The organism is Streptomyces sp. CNZ301 (assembly GCF_004217425.1).
In genome coordinates, this window is record NZ_SHLG01000002.1 from 127471 (window position 1) to 143921 (window position 16451).

The window sequence follows — 16451 nt, forward strand, 5'->3', positions numbered from 1 at the left end:
CGTCGATACGAGCCAACGGCGTTCATTCTGGAGGTAGTTGTCGCATGAAATCCATATCCAAGCCGCTCGTGGTAGTAGCGGCAGCCGCCCTCCTCGCCTCTTGCGCGCCCGGCAGCGGGTCGGACGACAGCGGGGCCGAGCAGACCGGCGGCAAGACGCTGACTTATCTCTACTTCACCGACGGCCCGGACGAGCAGGCGACCCGCGATCTGATCTCCGAGTACGAGAAGAAGACAGGTGTCAAGGTCAATCTGCAGATCGTTCCCTTCGACAACCTTGAGCAGCGGCTGCAGGCACGGCTGTCGGGAAGCAACGCACCGGATGTGGCCCGGCTGACGAGCATCGACCCGTTCCGTGGCGATCTGCTCGACTTGAACAAGTTCCAGAAGCAGGCGCTGAAGGGGAAGTTCCTCGAGGGGACCGACTCCTACGTCACGGGAAAGGGCGGGGAAATGCTCGCCGTGCCCAGCGACCTCACCATGAACGGCCCGCTGGTCAACGTGGGCCAGTTCAAGAAGGCCGGCGTGCCCCTCCCGGACCCGGATGATCCCTGGACCTGGGACGAGATGGTCAAGGCCGCCGAGAAAGTACAGGCCGCGAACAAGACCCGGTACGCGATCTCCATGGACGTCTCCGGTCACCGCTTCGCGACCATGCTCAGCCAGTACGGCACGGGCTACTTCGACAAGACGGGTGCGAAGCCGGCAGCGGGCACGGGGAAGGCGACGGCTGCGGTGAAGCGCTTCGCCGAGCTCAACACCTCCGGAACGATGCCCCGGGACCTGTGGCTGCAGGCCGGGACGAAGTACAAGGCAGCCAACGAGATCTTCCTCGCTCAGCAGACCCCGGTGTACCTCAGCGGGAACTGGCAGGTCAGCGCCTTCGCCAAGGACGCCAAGTTCGACTGGGCCGCCGCGCCGAACCCCTGCGAGGAAGAGTGCGGCGGCTTCCCGGGCGGCAAGTTCATGGTCTCGTTCAAGCAGAGCGAGCGGCAGAAGCTGGCGGCGGACTTCATCGCCTTCATGAACTCCACGGAGTCTCAGGAGAAGTTGGCGAAGGAAGCCAACTTCCTGCCCACCCGCAAGGATCTGAACTCCTCCGGAGTCAAGTATCCGGCGCACGACGCCGATATGCAGATCTTCCTCGACGACGTGAAGCGCACCCCGCAGGCGGCCTACGCCAATGCCTACAGCCCGGCGTTCCAGCCCACCGCCGACGCGACCGTCAAGGAACTGAGCAAGGTGCTCACCGACGACAGTTCACCCGAGGAGGCACTCAAGGCAATCCGCGCGGCAGCGCAGAAGACGCTCAAGGACGCCAAGTGACCTTGACGACCCGCTCCGTCCCCCAGCAGCCGGCCGGCCGCACCCGGCCGCCCTCCGGCCGCCGGAGGACCGTCAAGCCGTGGAACCAGCGGGTGGCGCCCTACCTGTTCGTCCTGCCGAACATGCTGATCTTCGGTCTGTTCGTCGTCTATCCAGCGATCAACAACTTCAACATCAGCTTGTACGACAGCCGCAACGGGCGCGACTTCACCTACGCCGGCGGCGACAACTACCGAGAATTGCTCAGCGAGGCCGAGTTCTGGGACGCGGCCCGGCATACCGCAGTCTTCGCCGTGTCCTTCGTGACGCTCACCACCGTCGTGTCGATCGGGCTCGCCCTGCTGCTCAACCAGAAGATCAAGGGACTGGCCTTCTTCCGCACCGTGTTCTTCCTCCCAGTCGTGATCTCTCCCGTCGTGGTCGGCCTGATCTGGGGATGGATCTTCGAGCGGAAGAACGGGCTGCTCAACGCGCTCCTCGACGCCGCGGGTTGGGGTCAGCCCGGCTGGCTCGTCAACGGCACCCTGACCATGGCAGTGGTGATCTTCGTCGGCCTGTGGATGCACGTCGGCTTCTACATCCTCATCATCCTGGCCGGGCTGCAGGGCATCGACCCCGCGTACTACGAGGCCGCCCGGATGGACGGCGCCTCGGTCTGGCAGCAGTTGAGGCACATCACGCTGCCGCTGCTGCGGCCGACCACGATGGTCGTGGTGATTCTCAGCCTCATCGCCGGATTCCAGGCGTTCGACTACATCTGGACGCTCACCGGCGGGGGCCCGGTCGGAGCGACCACGCTGATGATCCAGTACATCTACCAGCACGCCTTCCAGTCCCCGATCCAGTACGGCATCGCCGCTGCCGCAGCCGTGGTCCTCTTCTGCACCGTGTTCGCACTGACAGTGATCAACTACCTGTACAACCAGCGGAAGGAGTCAGCATGAGCCTGTCGGCCCGACGCGGCTCCCGGGGCGCCCGGCGCTGGACCTCGATCGGCGGCAGCCCCACCCCGACGGCAGGGCGCGTCATCACCTACGCCGTACTGATCGGCCTGTCCATCCTGGTGCTGGCACCCGTCGTCTGGGCGGTGCTGTCGTCCTTCAAGTCGCAGAGCGAGCTTGCCCAATACCCGCCGGAGCTGCTGCCCTCCTCGCTCCGTACGGAGAACTACACCGGGGCGCTGAACTCCTTCGACTTCGGCCTCTACCTCAGGAACAGCATCATCGTGACCGTGGGGGCGACCCTGCTCACCGTCGTCATCAACACGATGTGCGCCTATGGCCTCGCCAAGTACAACTTCCGCGGCAGGAACGTGCTCTTCCTGATCGTGCTCGGGACCATCATGATCCCACTGCAGCTGATCTTCATCCCCGTGTACCAGATGGCCGCGCAGCTGGGGATGGTGAACTCGCTGTGGGGGCTGATCATCCCGCCCGCCGCCACCCCGACCGGGGTGTTCCTGCTGCGTCAGTACATGCTCACCATCCCCGACGATCTCATCGCCGCGGCACGGATCGACGGCGCCGGAGAGTTCCGCATCTTCGCCCGGATCGTGGTTCCCCTGTGCGGCGCCGCCATCGCTGTCGTGACGATCTTCTCGGTGATGTGGCGATGGAACGACTTCCTCTGGCCCCTGCTCATCAGCCAGGACCAGGCGAAGTACACGCTGCCCGTGGCGCTGGCCCAGTTCAACAGCCAGCTCGTCGCACCGTTCAACTACATCCTGGCCATGTCCGTGGTCAGCATGCTCCCAGTCGTGATCATCTTCCTCGTGCTGCAGCGCCACATCGTCCGCGGCATCGCCAGCACCGGCCTGAAGTAACCGCTGGGAACAACCACTTCACCCACCAATGAACTCCAGAGAAAAGACTGCGCGACGAGACAGCGTGAACGCTGAGAAAGCGCTTACCGAGACGAGAGGAACCACAGACGTGACACGCAAGACGGTGCGGATCGCCATGAACGGCGTGACCGGCCGCATGGGCTACCGCCAGCACCTCGTACGCTCCGTGCTCGCCATCCGCGAGCAGGGTGGGGTCGACCTCGGCGACGGCACCGCGTTGTGGCCGGAGCCGATCCTCGTCGGCCGCCGCGCACATGCACTCCGGGAACTCGCCGACCGGCACGGTCTGGAGCACTGGTCCACCGACCTCGACGGGGTGCTCGCCGACCCGTCCGTCGACATCTACTTCGACGCCCAGGTCACCTCCGCCCGCGAGGATGCGGTCAAGAAGGCCGTCGCCGCCGGCAAGCACCTGTACTGCGAGAAGCCGACGGCCACCGGACTGGAGGGTGCGCTGGAGCTGGCGCGGCTCGCGCACAAGGCCCGCATCAAGCACGGCGTCGTCCAGGACAAGATCTTCCTCCCCGGCCTGCGCAAGCTCAAGCGGCTCATCGACAGCGGGTTCTTCGGACGGATCCTCTCGGTGCGCGGCGAATTCGGCTACTGGGTCTTCGAGGGCGACTGGCAGCCCGCCCAGCGACCGTCGTGGAACTATCGCGCGGAGGACGGCGGCGGCATCGTGGTCGACATGTTCCCGCACTGGGAGTACGTGCTGCACGAGCTGTTCGGCCGGGTCACTTCCGTCCAGGCACAGGTCGCCACCCACATCCCGACCCGCTGGGACGAGCGGGGCAAGCCGTACCAGGCGACTGCCGACGACGCCGCATACGGCACCTTCCAGCTGGAGGGCGGGGTCCTCGCGCAGATCAACTCCTCCTGGGCGGTCCGCGTCGCCCGCGACGAGCTGGTCGAGTTCCAAGTCGACGGCACCGAGGGCTCGGCAGTCGCGGGCCTGCGGACCTGCCGCGTGCAGCACCGCTCCGCGACCCCCATGCCGGTCTGGAACCCGGATCTGCCGGTCACCGAGTCCTTCCGCGACCAGTGGCAACAGGTCCCGGACAACGACGACTTCGACAACGGCTTCAAGGCGCAGTGGGAACTGTTCCTGCGTCATGTCGCGTTGGACGAGCCCTGGCACTGGGACCTGCTCGCGGGCGCGCGCGGCGTGCAGCTCGCCCAGCTGGGCCTGCGGTCCTCGGCGGAGGGCCGCCGCCTGGACGTCCCGGAGCCGACTCTGTGATTCGCCTCCCCGACGGCCAGGGCACCCTTCGGACGTACGAACCGCGGCGGGAGCCCGCCCACTTCGGCGGCGGGGGCGCACCGCTCGCCTCCCGCACCGTCTTCTCCGCTGCCCACGTGGTCGCCGACCCGTGCGCCGACACCACCCCCGACGGCCCCGCGGCCCTCGACTGGGACGCCACCCTCGCCTTCCGCCGGCACCTGTGGTCACACGGGCTCGGGGTCGCCGAGGCAATGGACACCGCACAGCGCGGCATGGGCCTGAACTGGGCCGGCGCCGCCGAGCTCATCCGCCGCTCCGCCGCCGAGGCGAAGGCCGTCGGCGGCCGGATCGCCTGTGGCGCGGGCACCGACCAGCTCACTTCCGACGACGCGGCCGGCCTGGCCGAGGTGCGGGCCGCGTACGAGGAACAGCTCGCACTCGTGGAGGGGACGGGCGCGCAGGTCGTCCTCATGGCCTCGCGCGCACTCGCGGCCCGGGCAAAGGGTCCGGAGGACTACCAGGAGATCTACGGACATCTGCTGCGGCAGGCATCTGAGCCCGTCATCCTCCATTGGCTCGGCCCCATGTTCGACCCGGTGCTCACCGGCTACTGGGGCAGCGAGGACCTCGACAGCGCCACCGAGACCTTCCTCGCCGTCATCGCCGACCACCCCGAGAAAGTCGACGGCGTCAAGGTCTCACTGCTGGACTCCCAGCGCGAGATCGGCCTGCGCCGCCGGCTCCCCAAGGGCGTGCGCTGCTATACCGGCGACGACTTCAACTACCCGGCACTCATCGAGGGCGACGAGCGCGGCTTCAGCCACGCCCTGCTCGGCATCTTCGACCCGCTGGGGCCGCTGGCCGCCGATGCCGTGCGCCTTCTCGACACCGGCGACACGCAGGGGTTCCGCGCCCTGCTCGACCCGACCGTCGCGCTGTCCCGGCACCTGTTTCAGGCGCCCACCCGCTTCTACAAGACGGGAGTGGTGTTCCTGGCCTGGCTGGCCGGACACCAGGACCACTTCGCCATGGTCGGCGGCCTGCAGTCGGCCCGCTCGCTGCCGCACCTGGCGCGGGCCTACGAACTCGCCGACGGCCTCGGCCTGTTCCCGGACCCCGTGCTGGCCGAAACCCGCATGAAGCAGCTGCTCACGGTGTACGGGGGGACGCAGTGAACGATCTGGCAAGGCTGAGCCTCAATCAGGAGACCATCAGGCAGTGGTCGCTGCCGGAGCTGGTCGAGGGCTGCGCGAAGGCCGGCGTCCCCGGCGTGGGCCTGTGGAGGGAACCGGTCCGGCAACACGGCGTCAAGGCCGCGGCACGACTCGTCCGGGACGCGGGGCTGAAGGTCACGTCCCTTTGCCGGGGCGGTTTCTTCACGGCGGTCGACCCCGGCCGGCGCCGGGAGGCGCTGGCCGACAACCGTGCGGCGATCGACGAGGCGGCCGCGCTCGGCACCGACACCCTCGTCCTGGTCTCCGGCGGCCTGCCGTCGGGCAGCCTGGACCTGCACGGCGCCCGGGAGCGCGTCGCCGACGCTCTGTCCGAACTGGCCCCGTACGCAGCCGAGCACGGCGTGCGGCTCGCCGTCGAGCCGCTGCACCCCATGTACGCCGCCGACCGCTGCGTCGTCTCCACTCTCGCCCAAGCGCTCGACCTGGCCGAGCGCTTCCCGGCCACCCAGGTCGGCGTGGTCGTGGACAGCTACCACGTGTGGTGGGACGACACGGTGGCGGAACAGATCGCGCGCGCCGGCGCCGGCGGCCGGATCGCGGCCTTCCAACTCGCCGACTGGATCACACCCCTTCCGCACGGCGTGCTGCTGGGGCGGGGACAGCTGGGCGACGGGTGCATCGACCTGCACTGGTTCCGCAAACGCGTGGACGCTGCCGGATATCGCGGGCCGCTCGAGGTCGAGATCTTCAACCCGGGGCTGTGGGCGCGCGACGGTGCGGAGGTCCTCGCGGAGATCGCCGACCGCTACCGGACCTACGTGCTGTGATCTCTGGACCGCAGGGACTGTCGGCTTCGAGCAGTTCCGTACATGCGGCGCCGCAGGTCGATCTCACCTGCCGCGTCACCCTGCCTGGACCTGCTGGGGCAGCTTCGCGCTCGGCACCCGTCAGATCACCCGAACCACGCCCAGAACAACGGCCTGGGCCCAGGGCGGTCGTTCCGGCTTCCCCTGCCGCAGCCACTCAATGCGCGACGGTGGGCGACAAGGCCCGCGAAGCCGACGCCCCGCCCCCGTGCACGGGAGACGAGGGCGCCGATGACGCTGCCCGACTGTGAGGCGACGAATATCCCGCCGCGCGGGGTGTCGGGCTCTGCGAACGCTGCGTTGCCGGTGAGCATCACGCCACTGCGGGGATTGACGACTCCCAGACTGCTCGGCCCCACCACGCGGACCTGCCCGCGGCGGCGGCACGGAGACGGTCCTCCCGTTCGCGACCTTCCTCGCCGTCTTCGGCGAACCCGGAGGACAGCACGGTGGCGACCGGCACCCCGAGGTGGGCGCACTCGCCGTCGGTGAGGGCCGCATGCGGGTCAGGAGTCCTCCCCTGGCCAGCCGAGCAGCTGTGCCCCGAGCACGGCAACCTGCAGGGTGAAGCTCTGTTGCGGGTCGAACGCCGAGTACCCGGTCAACGCCTCGATCCGGTTGAGGCGGTAGGTCACGGTCCGCACTCCGACGTGCAGCTTCTGCGCCGCGGCAGTCGCTACCCGGCCGGCTTCGAAGTACGCCGACAAGGTGTTCAACAGTGTGTCCGGACGGGTGCGTGCCCTGCGCAACGGCTCCAGGACGACTTCGACGAGGTCGGCGAGCGCGGCCCTGTCACGGATCAGCACCTGATAGACGAGCAGTTCGGACGCCAGGTGTATGTGACCGGGCAGTTGCAGGCTCTGGGCGATGTGCAGCGCTTGCCTGGCCTGCTCGAAGGAGCGCACGGCACCACCGGGTCCACGCTGTGGGCGGCCGATGCCGATCCGCCAGCGGTCGTCCGGCCTCAGCATCTCCGTGACCCGGCTGACGAACTCCTCCACCGCCCCGCGCGCGTCGGGCGCAATGCACACCAGCAGACCGTTCTTGGTCGTCACGAGGACGTCCCTGCTCGTCGTGGGGCGGTCGATGACGGACTCCATCTGGCGGGTCACCGGACCGCCGTCGACAAACAGCTCCGGGCCAGCCGCCACGACCACCACATAGCTGCCCGCGAGCCGCAGGCCGTACCGTTCGGCACGTTCTGGGAGGGTCTCCAGCCTGCGCCCGTCCAGCAGGTCGTCGACGAACTCGCGCCGGAACGACTCCTCCCGGCGCAGCGACCAGCGTTGTGCCTCCTCGTACCCTTCCGTCACCGCCGTGATGACAGCGTCGGCGGCACGGAAGACCGCCTCACCGATGTGGCGCAGCGCGCTCGCGCCCGCGGTTGCCTGCACACCGGGCAACGAGGGCCAGGCGAGCCACGTCGCACTCAGGTAGAGGTCGATGACGCCACGCATGGGCACGTCCTGCTCGGCCGCGCGGGCACCGATGTCCCGCAGCCGCCGGAGCTCCTCCTGGCCGAGCTGCCCGCCCGTGCTGACCCTCGCCAGCATGTCCGGGTAGCCGTCCAGGAGATGCGCCGGCACGCCGCGCGCTTCCCGGCTCGCCCGCCGGGCGAGGTCCTCCGGGCAGGGCAGCTGCGCATCGGGGGTGGCGTCGGCGGGGATCTCCCATGTCATGGACGTTCGGTTCCCTCCTAATCCGGCGGCACGTGGGACAGCTTGCAATGTCCGGTGACGAACCACCACCGGTCACGGAGAGCAAGAGGCGCACCCGAAGCATCGCAAATGATCCTCTTTGCCGATGGTCGGCAAAGAGACAGGCAGTTGATTGTCCACCTCGGCCGTTGGCCAGCGCGAACGCGTTACGGGAGGATGAGGCAGGAGCCTGTTGGGGCCTGTCCGTGTTGGTGTTCCGTTTGGGAGAGACTTCATGAATGCGGCCGGTGTGGACGAGGCGTTGCCGACCGCACAACTGGATGACGGCGCTCCGTTCGCCGTGCGGCTGGTGGCCCGGCCCATTCTGCCCGGTCCCGTCCTCGCCGATGAACGAGACAAGGTGGGTGGCTGTGCGACGGCAGAGGACCTGCTCCGAGTGGTGCCTGCGCGCTACCCGCGGAAAGAACCCCGCCCCGCCCGAGTGATCGGCGAAGAGCACGCCGATCGGCTCACCTCGACACGTACAGGCGCCTGCGTTGGCGATGTGATCGGTGAGGTGGTGGATCCGGTTTCGAGGGCTCAGCCGCGGGTGACGGTCGTCCGACTCTGCGAGCCGGTGATCCGGCGGTGCTGCCCGCGCGTCCTGGTCGAGCCGGAGGAAAGCGGCGGGCGCGGGGTCCGCACCGTCAACCGTCTGCTCGAACCGCCCGCCACCGCAGCTGGGGATGCGTCCCGACTCATCAAGAGACCCGGGCGGGCCTCCCGTACGCTCCCGATGGCACACACGACACACGACACACGGGACACGGCGGACGACGCGGCGCGGGCGCTCGCCCGGCAGACCGCCGTCCCCTGCGCCCGGCCGTTCGGCCAGGGCGACCGTGAGAGGGCCGCATGACCCAGCCGAACAGCGAGACTCCACTGGTCGAGCGCGGACGGCACCCCCGGGCCGGTGCCGTCCGGAGCCTTCTGCGGTTGGCGCCAGTTCCGGCACTCTTCTGGTTGGTTCTGTCCGGGCACTACGAGCCGCTGCTGCTGACACTCGGCGCGGTCTCGGTGGTCGTGGTCTGCTGGCTGACCCGGCGGTCCGGTCTCGCCCGCTACGGGCTGACGCTCCCCTTCGCGGTACGCCTGCCGCGCTACTTCCTGTGGCTGGTCGGACAGGAGCTCATCGCAGCATGTGCGGTGGTACGGAAGGTGTGGTCGCCGCGTATGGACCTGCGTCCCGTGGTGGAGTCCACGCCGGCCGCCGACCTGTCGGAGCGCTCGCTGGTGGTCTACGCGAACTCGATCACCCTGACCCCGGGAACGCTCTCGCTCGCCGTACATGACGACAGCATCGAGGTGCACAGCCTGAAGGCGGCCGACATCGACGCGCTCGGCGAGGGAGCCATGCTGAGCCGGGTGCGGCGGACGGAGGCGCGCTGATGATCCTCGCCGTCATGGTGGCGCTGCTCGTCACCATGGTCCTCGCCCTGCTGCGCGCGTTCCTGGGCCCCGGGCTGTACAACCGCATCCTGGCCATCAACAACTTCGGCACCAAGACCGTGCTGTTCATCGCAGTTGCCGGCTTCCTCTTCGGCCGCCCCGAGTTCCTCGACGTCGGCATCCTCTACGCACTGGTCAACTTCGTCGCCACCGTCGCCGTCCTTAGGCTGACGCACTACAAGGAACTGCTGAGCGGCGCTAAGGGAGGCGAGTGACGCTGATGCTCCTCGACGTGCTGAGTGGCATCCTGCTGGTCGCCGGTGCCTTGTTCCTGGTCTCCGGCGCGGTGGGCCTGCTGCGCTTCCCCGACTTCTACACCCGCATCCACGCCGTCGGCGTCACCGATCCCGTCGGCGCCGGGCTGATCCTGACCGGCCTGCTGCTGCGCACGACCGCGTGGGAGACCGGGACCCGTCTGGTGATCATCCTGCTTTTCATGACGCTGACCAGCCCGACCGCGACGCACATCGTGGCGCACGCCGCGCGCCGGGACGGGGTGCGCGTATGGCGAGAGGGTGACCCGCGCCGCTGATGACGACCTTCGTACTCACCCACTCCGTGCTGCTGGTCATCCTCACAGCGACGGCCGTCGCCATCACGCGGATGCGCGCGCTGTACGGGGCCACCATGCTGGCGGCCCTGTTCAGCCTGGTCACCGCGTGCCTCTTCGTCCTGCTGGACGCCGTGGATGTGGCGTTCACCGAGGCCGCTGTCGGCGTCGGCATCAGCACGGTACTGCTTCTCGGCGGGCTCGCGCTGACCCGCTCACAGGAGGCAGTCACCCCACGCCGACGGCGCCTGCCCGGAGCGGTCGTCGTCCTGCTGACCGGCGGCGTGCTCGCCTACGCGGCCCTGGACCTGCCCGAGTTCGGCTCCGGGGACAGCCCCGTGCACCGGCACCCCATCACTGAGACCTACCTGCACGAGTCCCAGGAGGACATCGGCATCCCCAACACCGTCACCTCGGTGCTGGCGAGTTACCGGGGTCTCGACACCCTGGGCGAACTGGTCGTCGTCTTCACCGCGGGCCTCGCCGTACTCTCGCTGCTCGGTCCGCTCGCGCGGCCGGAGCAGGTGCGACCGCCCGCCGACTTCCACCTCGCCGACTACCGTGTCATCCGCGTCGTCACCGGCACGCTGATGCCGTTCATCCTGTTGTTCGCGCTGTACGTCCTCTTTCACGGCGACTACGGCCCCGGCGGCGGCTTCCAGGCCGGCGTGATCTTCGCGAGCGGTTTCGTGCTCTACGGCCTGGTGTTCGGCCTGGACAAGGCCCAGCAGGTGGTGCCCCGCGCCGCGCTGTGGCTGCTGATCTCGCTCGGTCTGCTGGTCTACGTCGGTCTCGGGCTGACCACGATGCTGCTCGGTGGCTCGTTCCTGGACTACGGCGTCCTCGACCCAGCCCACCCCGAGAGCGGACAGCACCTCGGGATCCTGGTGGTCGAAACGGCCATCGGCGTCACCGTCGCCTCGGTCATGACGGCAATCTTCTTCAGCTTCGCCGCCCGAGGAGTCTCCCGTTGATCGCGACGCACTACGTCTACTGGACGTTCTTCGCCGTCATGCTGATCGGGCTCTACATCGTCATCAGCCACGGCCACCTGCTCAAGAAGCTGATCGGTCTGTCCCTTTTCCAGGTCGGGGTCTTCCTGTTCTACATCGGCCTAGGCAAGAGGCAGGGCGGCAGCGCGTCGATCATCTCCGACGACGTCAAGATCTACTCGCACCCACTGCCCCAGGTACTGATCCTCACCGCCATCGTGGTCGGTGTCGCCACCCTCGCCGTGGGGCTGGCCCTGGCCGTACGCATCTTCGAGGCGTACGGCACCGTCGAGGAGGACGAGATAACAGGCGACAACACCGCCGGTCCAGACGGCACCGACCCTGAGGCCACCGGCCGTCTCCGCAAGACCGACCGTCACGGCAGCGGTTCATGACCCAGCTGCCCGTGCTGCAAGTGACGATCCCGCTGGCTTGTGCGCCGCTGTGCGTGCTCGTGCGCTCCCGGACGGCGGCCTGGCTGGTCTTCCTCGCCGCCGCGCTTTTCTCGCTGACCTGCGCCGCCCTGCTCGCCGAGCAGGTGGCGGACCACGGCCCGGTGCGGTACCGGATGGGCGGCTGGCCGGTACCGGCCGGCATCGAGTTCGTGGTGGGCGACTTCAGTACGCCGATCCTGCTGCTGGTGTCGTTGAGCGCAACGGTCGCCGCGGTCTACGGCTACCGCAGCGTGGTGGCCGACATGGACGCACGGCGCGGCACACTGCTCTACGCCTGCCTGTGCCTCACGCTCGCAGGGCTGCTTGGCCTGACCATCACCGGGGACGTGTTCAACGCGTTCGTCTTCCTGGAGATCAGCTCGCTGGCGACGTACACGATGATCGCCATGGGGCAGCGCAGGCGCGCGCTGCTGGCCGCCTTCCGGTACCTGGTGATCGGCAGTGTCGGCGCGGTGTTCGTGCTGATCGGCATCGGTCTGGCCTACGCGGTCACCGGCACGCTGAACATGGCCGACCTGGCCCAGCGGCTGAGCGACAGCGACAGCAACCGCGCGGTGCAGGCCGCGGTGGTGTTCGTGTTCGTCGGCCTCGCGGTCAAGATTGCCCTGTTCCCGCTGCACGCCTGGCTCCCGGCGGCCTACGCGGAAGCACCGTCCGTCGTCAGCACGTTCATCGCCGCCTCCAGCACCAAGGTCGCGGTCTACGTGCTGTGCCGGTTCGCCTTCACCGTCTTCGGCGCATCGCTTGTGTTCCACTCGATGCCCGGCGACCGGATAGTCATGCTGCTGGCCGCCGTCGCCATGTTGATGGGGTCAGCCGCCGCATGCCTGCAGAACGATCTGCGGTACGTGCTCGCCTGGTCCAGCATCGCGCAGATCGGCTACATCATGGCCGGGGTCGCGCTGGCCACCACGGCCGGGCTCTCGGCGGCGTATCTGCAGATGATGGCGCACGCAGTGACCAAGGCGGCCCTCTTCGCGACGGCCGGACTGCTGCTGTTGCGGCTCGGCTCGGTTCAGCTGTCGGCGCTGGCCGGGATCGGGCGACGTATGCCATGGACATTCGCCGCGTTCGTGGTGGGCGGCCTCGGTCTGATCGGGGTGCCGCCGACTGCGGGATTCGTCAGCAAATGGGCACTGGTGACGGCGCTGGCCGAGCGGGACCAGTGGCTCGTACTCGGCGCGCTGCTGGCCAGCTCCCTGCTCGCCGTGCTCTACATCGGGCGGGTCGTCGAGATCGCCTGGTTCCGCGAGCCGCCCGAGGGCGCCGCACCCGCGCGTCCTGCGGCGTCGATGGTCGCTGCGGTGTGGTTCCTCACCCTGCTGTCGCTGTACTTCGGCATCGACCCGACGCTGCCGGACCGTCTCGCCGACGCCGCGGCCTCGGCGCTGCTCGGAACGGGAGGTGGGTGAACGTGTTCACCGGCTGGACCTCCCCCGACCAGGCCACCGCATTGCCGGTCACGGTGGCGCTTCCCCTGCTGGCCTGCGGCGCCGTACTGCTGCTGCGGGACCGGCCGATCGCCCGAGACGTGACCTCGGTGATCTGCGGGCTCGCGCTGGCGGGCACGGTGTTCTCGCTGTGGCCGGCGGCGGAGCGCGGGCCGCGCTTCGAGTTGTGGACGTGGCTGCCCGGCCTGTCGCTGGAGTTCGCGCTCGAACCGCTCGGGCTGCTGTTCGCCTCGGTCGCCGCCGTGCTCTGGCCGGTGACCACCGTGTACACGGCCGGCTATCTGCGGGCCGCGCGGGAGCCCGCCCACGCCCGGTTCTTCGCCTACTTCGCGCTGACGATCGCCTCCGCGATCTGGATCGCGCTGTCGGGCAACCTGATCACGCTCCTCATCGGCTACGAGGTCATGACCCTGGTGACCTGGCCCCTCGTCGCCCACAGCGGCAGCGGAGCGGCGCGGCGCGGCGCGCGCACCTACGCACTGGTGCTGCTGGCCACCTCCATCGGGCTGCTGCTGCCCGCGATCGTGTGGACCTGGGTGCTGGCCGGCACCACCGACTTCCGGCCTGGCGGCCTGCTGGCCGGCGAAGCCGGGTCCGCGGTGCTCACCCTGCTGTTCGCCCTCTACGTGTTCGGCATCGGCAAGGCCGCGCTGATGCCGGTGCACCGCTGGCTGCCCGCGGCCATGGTGGCCCCCGCCCCGGTGTCGGCGCTGCTGCACGCGGTGGCCGTGGTCAAGGCCGGCGTCTTCACGATCCTCAAGGTCGCCGTGTACGTGTTCGGCCTAGACGTCCTGCGGGACAGCGGTGCCGCGCGACCGGTGACTTGGGTGGCGGCCTTCACGCTGATCGCCGCCGCGGTGGTCGCGGTGCGGTCCGACAACCTGAAGCGGCGGCTGGCCTACTCCACGGTCAGCCAGCTCGCCTACATCGTGCTGGCCGTCACCCTGGCCGACGAGGTCGCGACCGAGGGCGCCGCCCTGCACATGGTCACCCACGCGGCCGCCAAGATCACCCTGTTCCTGTGCGCGGGGGCCATCGCCGTCACGGCCGGGAAGACCCTGGTCAGTGAACTCGACGGGCTCGGCCGCACCATGCCGTGGACGTTCGCCGCCTTCCTGACGGCGTCGGTCTCGATCATCGGCCTTCCGCCGACGGGCGGCACCTGGAGCAAGTGGCTGATGCTGCTGGGCACGGCCGAGGCTGACCAGGTCGTGCCGCTCGCGGTGCTGCTGCTGGGCTCGCTGCTCGCCGTGGCGTATCTGATGCCGATCGCGGTGCGGGCGTTCCTTCGGCCACCAGGCGGCCCTCTGCCGAACGGTGAGGCGGCGCCCGTCATGGCCGTGCCACTGGTTCTCACCGCGCTCGGCTGCGTTGCGCTGTTCTTCGGTGCGCAGGCCCTGATCGATCCGCTGGCCGGGACTCTGGAGCTGCCGTGAACGACGAACACCGCGACGAGGACGACCGACGCTGGCTGGACGATCCGCGCAACGTGACTCGCATCGTGTACGGCCTCGCATTCCTGTGCGTGCTGGCGCTGGTCGCCGACGTCTTCTACATCAAGCATCCGCACTTCTCCGTCGAGCACTGGCCCGGTTTCTACGCCCTCTACGGCTTCACGGGCAGCGTGGGTTTGGTGCTCGCGGCGAAGGGGCTGCGGAGGTGGCTGCAGCGCGAGGAGGACTACTACGAGCCGCCGGAACGGGACGAGGGCGTCGAGGAACTGCAGGGACGGAACCGCGATGATGACTAGCCCCGCTCTCCTGCTGATCGTCGGCGCAGCCGGTGTGCCCTGGCTGCGCGGTCGGCTGCGCCAGGTGCTGATCCTGTCGCTGCCGGTGGCGAGCTTGGTCATGCTGTGGCTGCTGCCCGACGGCACCAGTGCCTCCTTCGCCTTCTTCGGACTGGAGCTGACACCAGTGCGGGTGGACGCCCTGTCCCGGCTGTTCGCCACCGGCTTCCTGGTCGCCGCGCTGCTGACCTCGGTCTACGCCTTGCACCTGAAGGACTCCCTGCAGCAGGCAGTGATACTCGCGTACGCGGGCACCGCGGTCGGCGGCGCACTGGCCGGCGACCTCCTGACGCTGTTCGTGTTCTGGGAGCTCGCCGGTCTGTCGTCGGCCTTCCTGATCTGGGCGGGGCGTACGGAGCGCAGCTATCGCGCGGGGATGCGATACCTCGTCGCGCAACTGATCTCCGGCCTGCTGCTGCTGGCCGGAACGGCACTGCGGGTCCAGGAGGGCGGCGGCCTGGAGTTCAGCTATCTCGGGCTGAACGGCCCCGGCGACGCGCTGATCCTCGCCGCGGTGGGCATCAAGTGCGCCTTCCCTCTGCTGCACGCGTGGCTGACCGACACCTACCCGGAGTCGACGGTCGTCGGCACGGTGGCGCTCTCGCCGTTCACGACGAAGCTCGCGGTCTACGTGCTGGCCCGCGGCTTCCCGGGCACCGAGATACTGATCTGGGTCGGCGTGCTCATGACCGTGTTCCCGATCTTCTACGCCGTGATCGAGAACGACCTGCGCCGCGTGCTGGCGTACAGCATGATCAACCAGCTGGGGTTCATGGTCGCGGGGGTCGGGATCGGCGGCGCCCTCGGAGTGAACGGCGCGAGCGCGCACGCTGTGGCGGACATGGTGTTCAAGAGTCTGCTGTTCATGGCCATGGGCGCCGTGCTGCTGCGTACCGGCACCGTCAAGGGCTCCGAACTCGGCGGCCTCTACAAGTCCATGCCGCAGACAACAGTGCTGTGCATGATCGGTGCGGCGTCCATCTCCGCGTTCCCGCTCTTCTCCGGCTTCGTCACCAAGTCGCTGATCATGGAGGCGGTCGGCCAGGAACACCAAACCGTGGCCTGGCTCCTGCTGTTGTTCGCCTCCGCCGGCGTGTTCCACCACGCCGGCATCAAGATCCCCTACTTCGCCTTCTTCGCCCACGACCGGGGCTTCCGGGTTTCCGAGGCCCCGCTGAACATGCGCATCGCGATGACAATGGCCGCTGTCCTCTGCGTAGGCATCGGGGTGGCGCCGGACCTCTTCTACGAGCTCCTGCCGCACACCATGGACTACGCGCCTTACACGACGCCCCACGTGATCAACCAACTGCAACTACTGCTGCTCGCCTCGATGGCCTTCACGCTGCTGGTCCGCACCGGCCTCTACCCCCCGGAAATCCGCTCGGTGAACCTCGACGCCGACGCGGTCTACCGCCGCGCCCTCCCCTCCGCCTGGCACGCCCTGATCCGAGCCGTGCCCCGACTACGCCGGACCGTGGGCACGCCACTGCGCCACAGCGCCACGTCCCTGTGGGAGACGACGGTCCGATCGTCGGTGAACGGCAGGGTCATCGCACCGTGGCCGACCCACTCGATGGTCTGGTGGGCGGTGCTGCTGCTGGGCGGCGTGCTCCTGCTGGCCTTGCTGTAGCCCC

The 16451-nt window shown here is 68.7% G+C and carries 17 protein-coding genes; 16 read left to right on the plus strand and 1 reads right to left on the minus strand.

What is annotated here, in order from left to right; all coding sequences use genetic code 11:
- Positions 1–44 precede the first annotated feature (44 nt).
- From EV375_RS24745 to EV375_RS24770, 6 genes are all read left to right on the plus strand, one after another.
- On the plus strand, positions 45–1325 hold the full coding sequence (locus EV375_RS24745; RefSeq protein ID WP_130302178.1) for an extracellular solute-binding protein: 1281 nt from the start codon (positions 45–47) through the stop codon (positions 1323–1325).
- Positions 1322–2269, plus strand: coding sequence for a carbohydrate ABC transporter permease (locus EV375_RS24750; RefSeq protein WP_207228430.1), 948 nt, complete (start codon positions 1322–1324; stop codon positions 2267–2269). Before EV375_RS24745 ends, EV375_RS24750 begins: the two co-directional genes overlap by 4 nt.
- Positions 2266–3147, plus strand: a complete 882-nt coding sequence (locus EV375_RS24755) for a carbohydrate ABC transporter permease (RefSeq protein ID WP_130302179.1) — start codon at positions 2266–2268, stop codon at positions 3145–3147. Before EV375_RS24750 ends, EV375_RS24755 begins: the two co-directional genes overlap by 4 nt.
- 109 nt (positions 3148–3256) lie before the next feature.
- Positions 3257–4408, plus strand: coding sequence for a Gfo/Idh/MocA family protein (locus EV375_RS24760; protein ID WP_130302180.1), 1152 nt, complete (start codon positions 3257–3259; stop codon positions 4406–4408).
- The gene (locus tag EV375_RS24765) at positions 4405–5565 is read left to right on the plus strand and encodes a dihydrodipicolinate synthase family protein (protein ID WP_130302181.1); all 1161 of its coding nucleotides are present in this window, start codon (positions 4405–4407) and stop codon (positions 5563–5565) included. The genes EV375_RS24760 and EV375_RS24765 overlap by 4 nt, the downstream gene beginning before the upstream one ends.
- Positions 5562–6392 carry a sugar phosphate isomerase/epimerase family protein gene (locus EV375_RS24770; RefSeq protein ID WP_130302182.1) on the plus strand — a complete coding sequence of 277 codons (831 nt, stop codon included), beginning with the start codon at positions 5562–5564 and terminating at the stop codon, positions 6390–6392. The genes EV375_RS24765 and EV375_RS24770 overlap by 4 nt, the downstream gene beginning before the upstream one ends.
- A gap of 545 nt (positions 6393–6937) precedes the next feature.
- Here the strand turns inward: EV375_RS24770 and EV375_RS24780 are convergent.
- Complete coding sequence (locus EV375_RS24780) at positions 6938–8110, minus strand: helix-turn-helix domain-containing protein (protein ID WP_130302183.1); 1173 nt, start codon at positions 8108–8110, stop codon at positions 6938–6940.
- A 754-nt stretch (positions 8111–8864) separates the two neighbouring features.
- Here EV375_RS24780 and EV375_RS29945 point away from each other — a divergent pair.
- The 10 genes from EV375_RS29945 to EV375_RS24825 are packed head-to-tail and all read left to right on the plus strand — an operon-like array spanning position 8865 to position 16447.
- Entirely contained in the window at positions 8865–8987 is a 123-nt protein-coding gene (locus EV375_RS29945; RefSeq protein WP_486588789.1) for a hypothetical protein, read from the plus strand.
- On the plus strand, positions 8984–9517 hold the full coding sequence (locus EV375_RS24785) for a Na+/H+ antiporter subunit E (RefSeq protein ID WP_130302184.1): 534 nt from the start codon (positions 8984–8986) through the stop codon (positions 9515–9517). The genes EV375_RS29945 and EV375_RS24785 overlap by 4 nt, the downstream gene beginning before the upstream one ends.
- Positions 9517–9792, plus strand: a complete 276-nt coding sequence (locus EV375_RS24790) for a monovalent cation/H+ antiporter complex subunit F (RefSeq protein WP_130302185.1) — start codon at positions 9517–9519, stop codon at positions 9790–9792. Before EV375_RS24785 ends, EV375_RS24790 begins: the two co-directional genes overlap by 1 nt.
- Positions 9793–9797: 5 nt before the next feature.
- Positions 9798–10109 carry a monovalent cation/H(+) antiporter subunit G gene (gene mnhG, locus EV375_RS24795; RefSeq protein ID WP_165434867.1) on the plus strand — a complete coding sequence of 104 codons (312 nt, stop codon included), beginning with the start codon at positions 9798–9800 and terminating at the stop codon, positions 10107–10109.
- Entirely contained in the window at positions 10109–11101 is a 993-nt protein-coding gene (locus EV375_RS24800) for a DUF4040 domain-containing protein (RefSeq protein WP_130302186.1), read from the plus strand. The genes mnhG and EV375_RS24800 overlap by 1 nt, the downstream gene beginning before the upstream one ends.
- The gene (locus EV375_RS24805; RefSeq protein ID WP_207228434.1) at positions 11098–11514 is read left to right on the plus strand and encodes a cation:proton antiporter subunit C; all 417 of its coding nucleotides are present in this window, start codon (positions 11098–11100) and stop codon (positions 11512–11514) included. Before EV375_RS24800 ends, EV375_RS24805 begins: the two co-directional genes overlap by 4 nt.
- Positions 11511–12986 (plus strand): monovalent cation/H+ antiporter subunit D family protein, encoded by a 1476-nt coding sequence (locus tag EV375_RS24810; protein ID WP_130302187.1) that lies wholly within the window; start codon positions 11511–11513, stop codon positions 12984–12986. Before EV375_RS24805 ends, EV375_RS24810 begins: the two co-directional genes overlap by 4 nt.
- The gene (locus tag EV375_RS24815) at positions 12983–14461 is read left to right on the plus strand and encodes a proton-conducting transporter transmembrane domain-containing protein (protein ID WP_207228436.1); all 1479 of its coding nucleotides are present in this window, start codon (positions 12983–12985) and stop codon (positions 14459–14461) included. The genes EV375_RS24810 and EV375_RS24815 overlap by 4 nt, the downstream gene beginning before the upstream one ends.
- Entirely contained in the window at positions 14458–14775 is a 318-nt protein-coding gene (locus tag EV375_RS24820) for a hypothetical protein (protein WP_130302189.1), read from the plus strand. Before EV375_RS24815 ends, EV375_RS24820 begins: the two co-directional genes overlap by 4 nt.
- Positions 14765–16447, plus strand: coding sequence for a Na(+)/H(+) antiporter subunit D (locus EV375_RS24825; RefSeq protein ID WP_130302190.1), 1683 nt, complete (start codon positions 14765–14767; stop codon positions 16445–16447). Before EV375_RS24820 ends, EV375_RS24825 begins: the two co-directional genes overlap by 11 nt.
- Positions 16448–16451 lie beyond the last annotated feature (4 nt).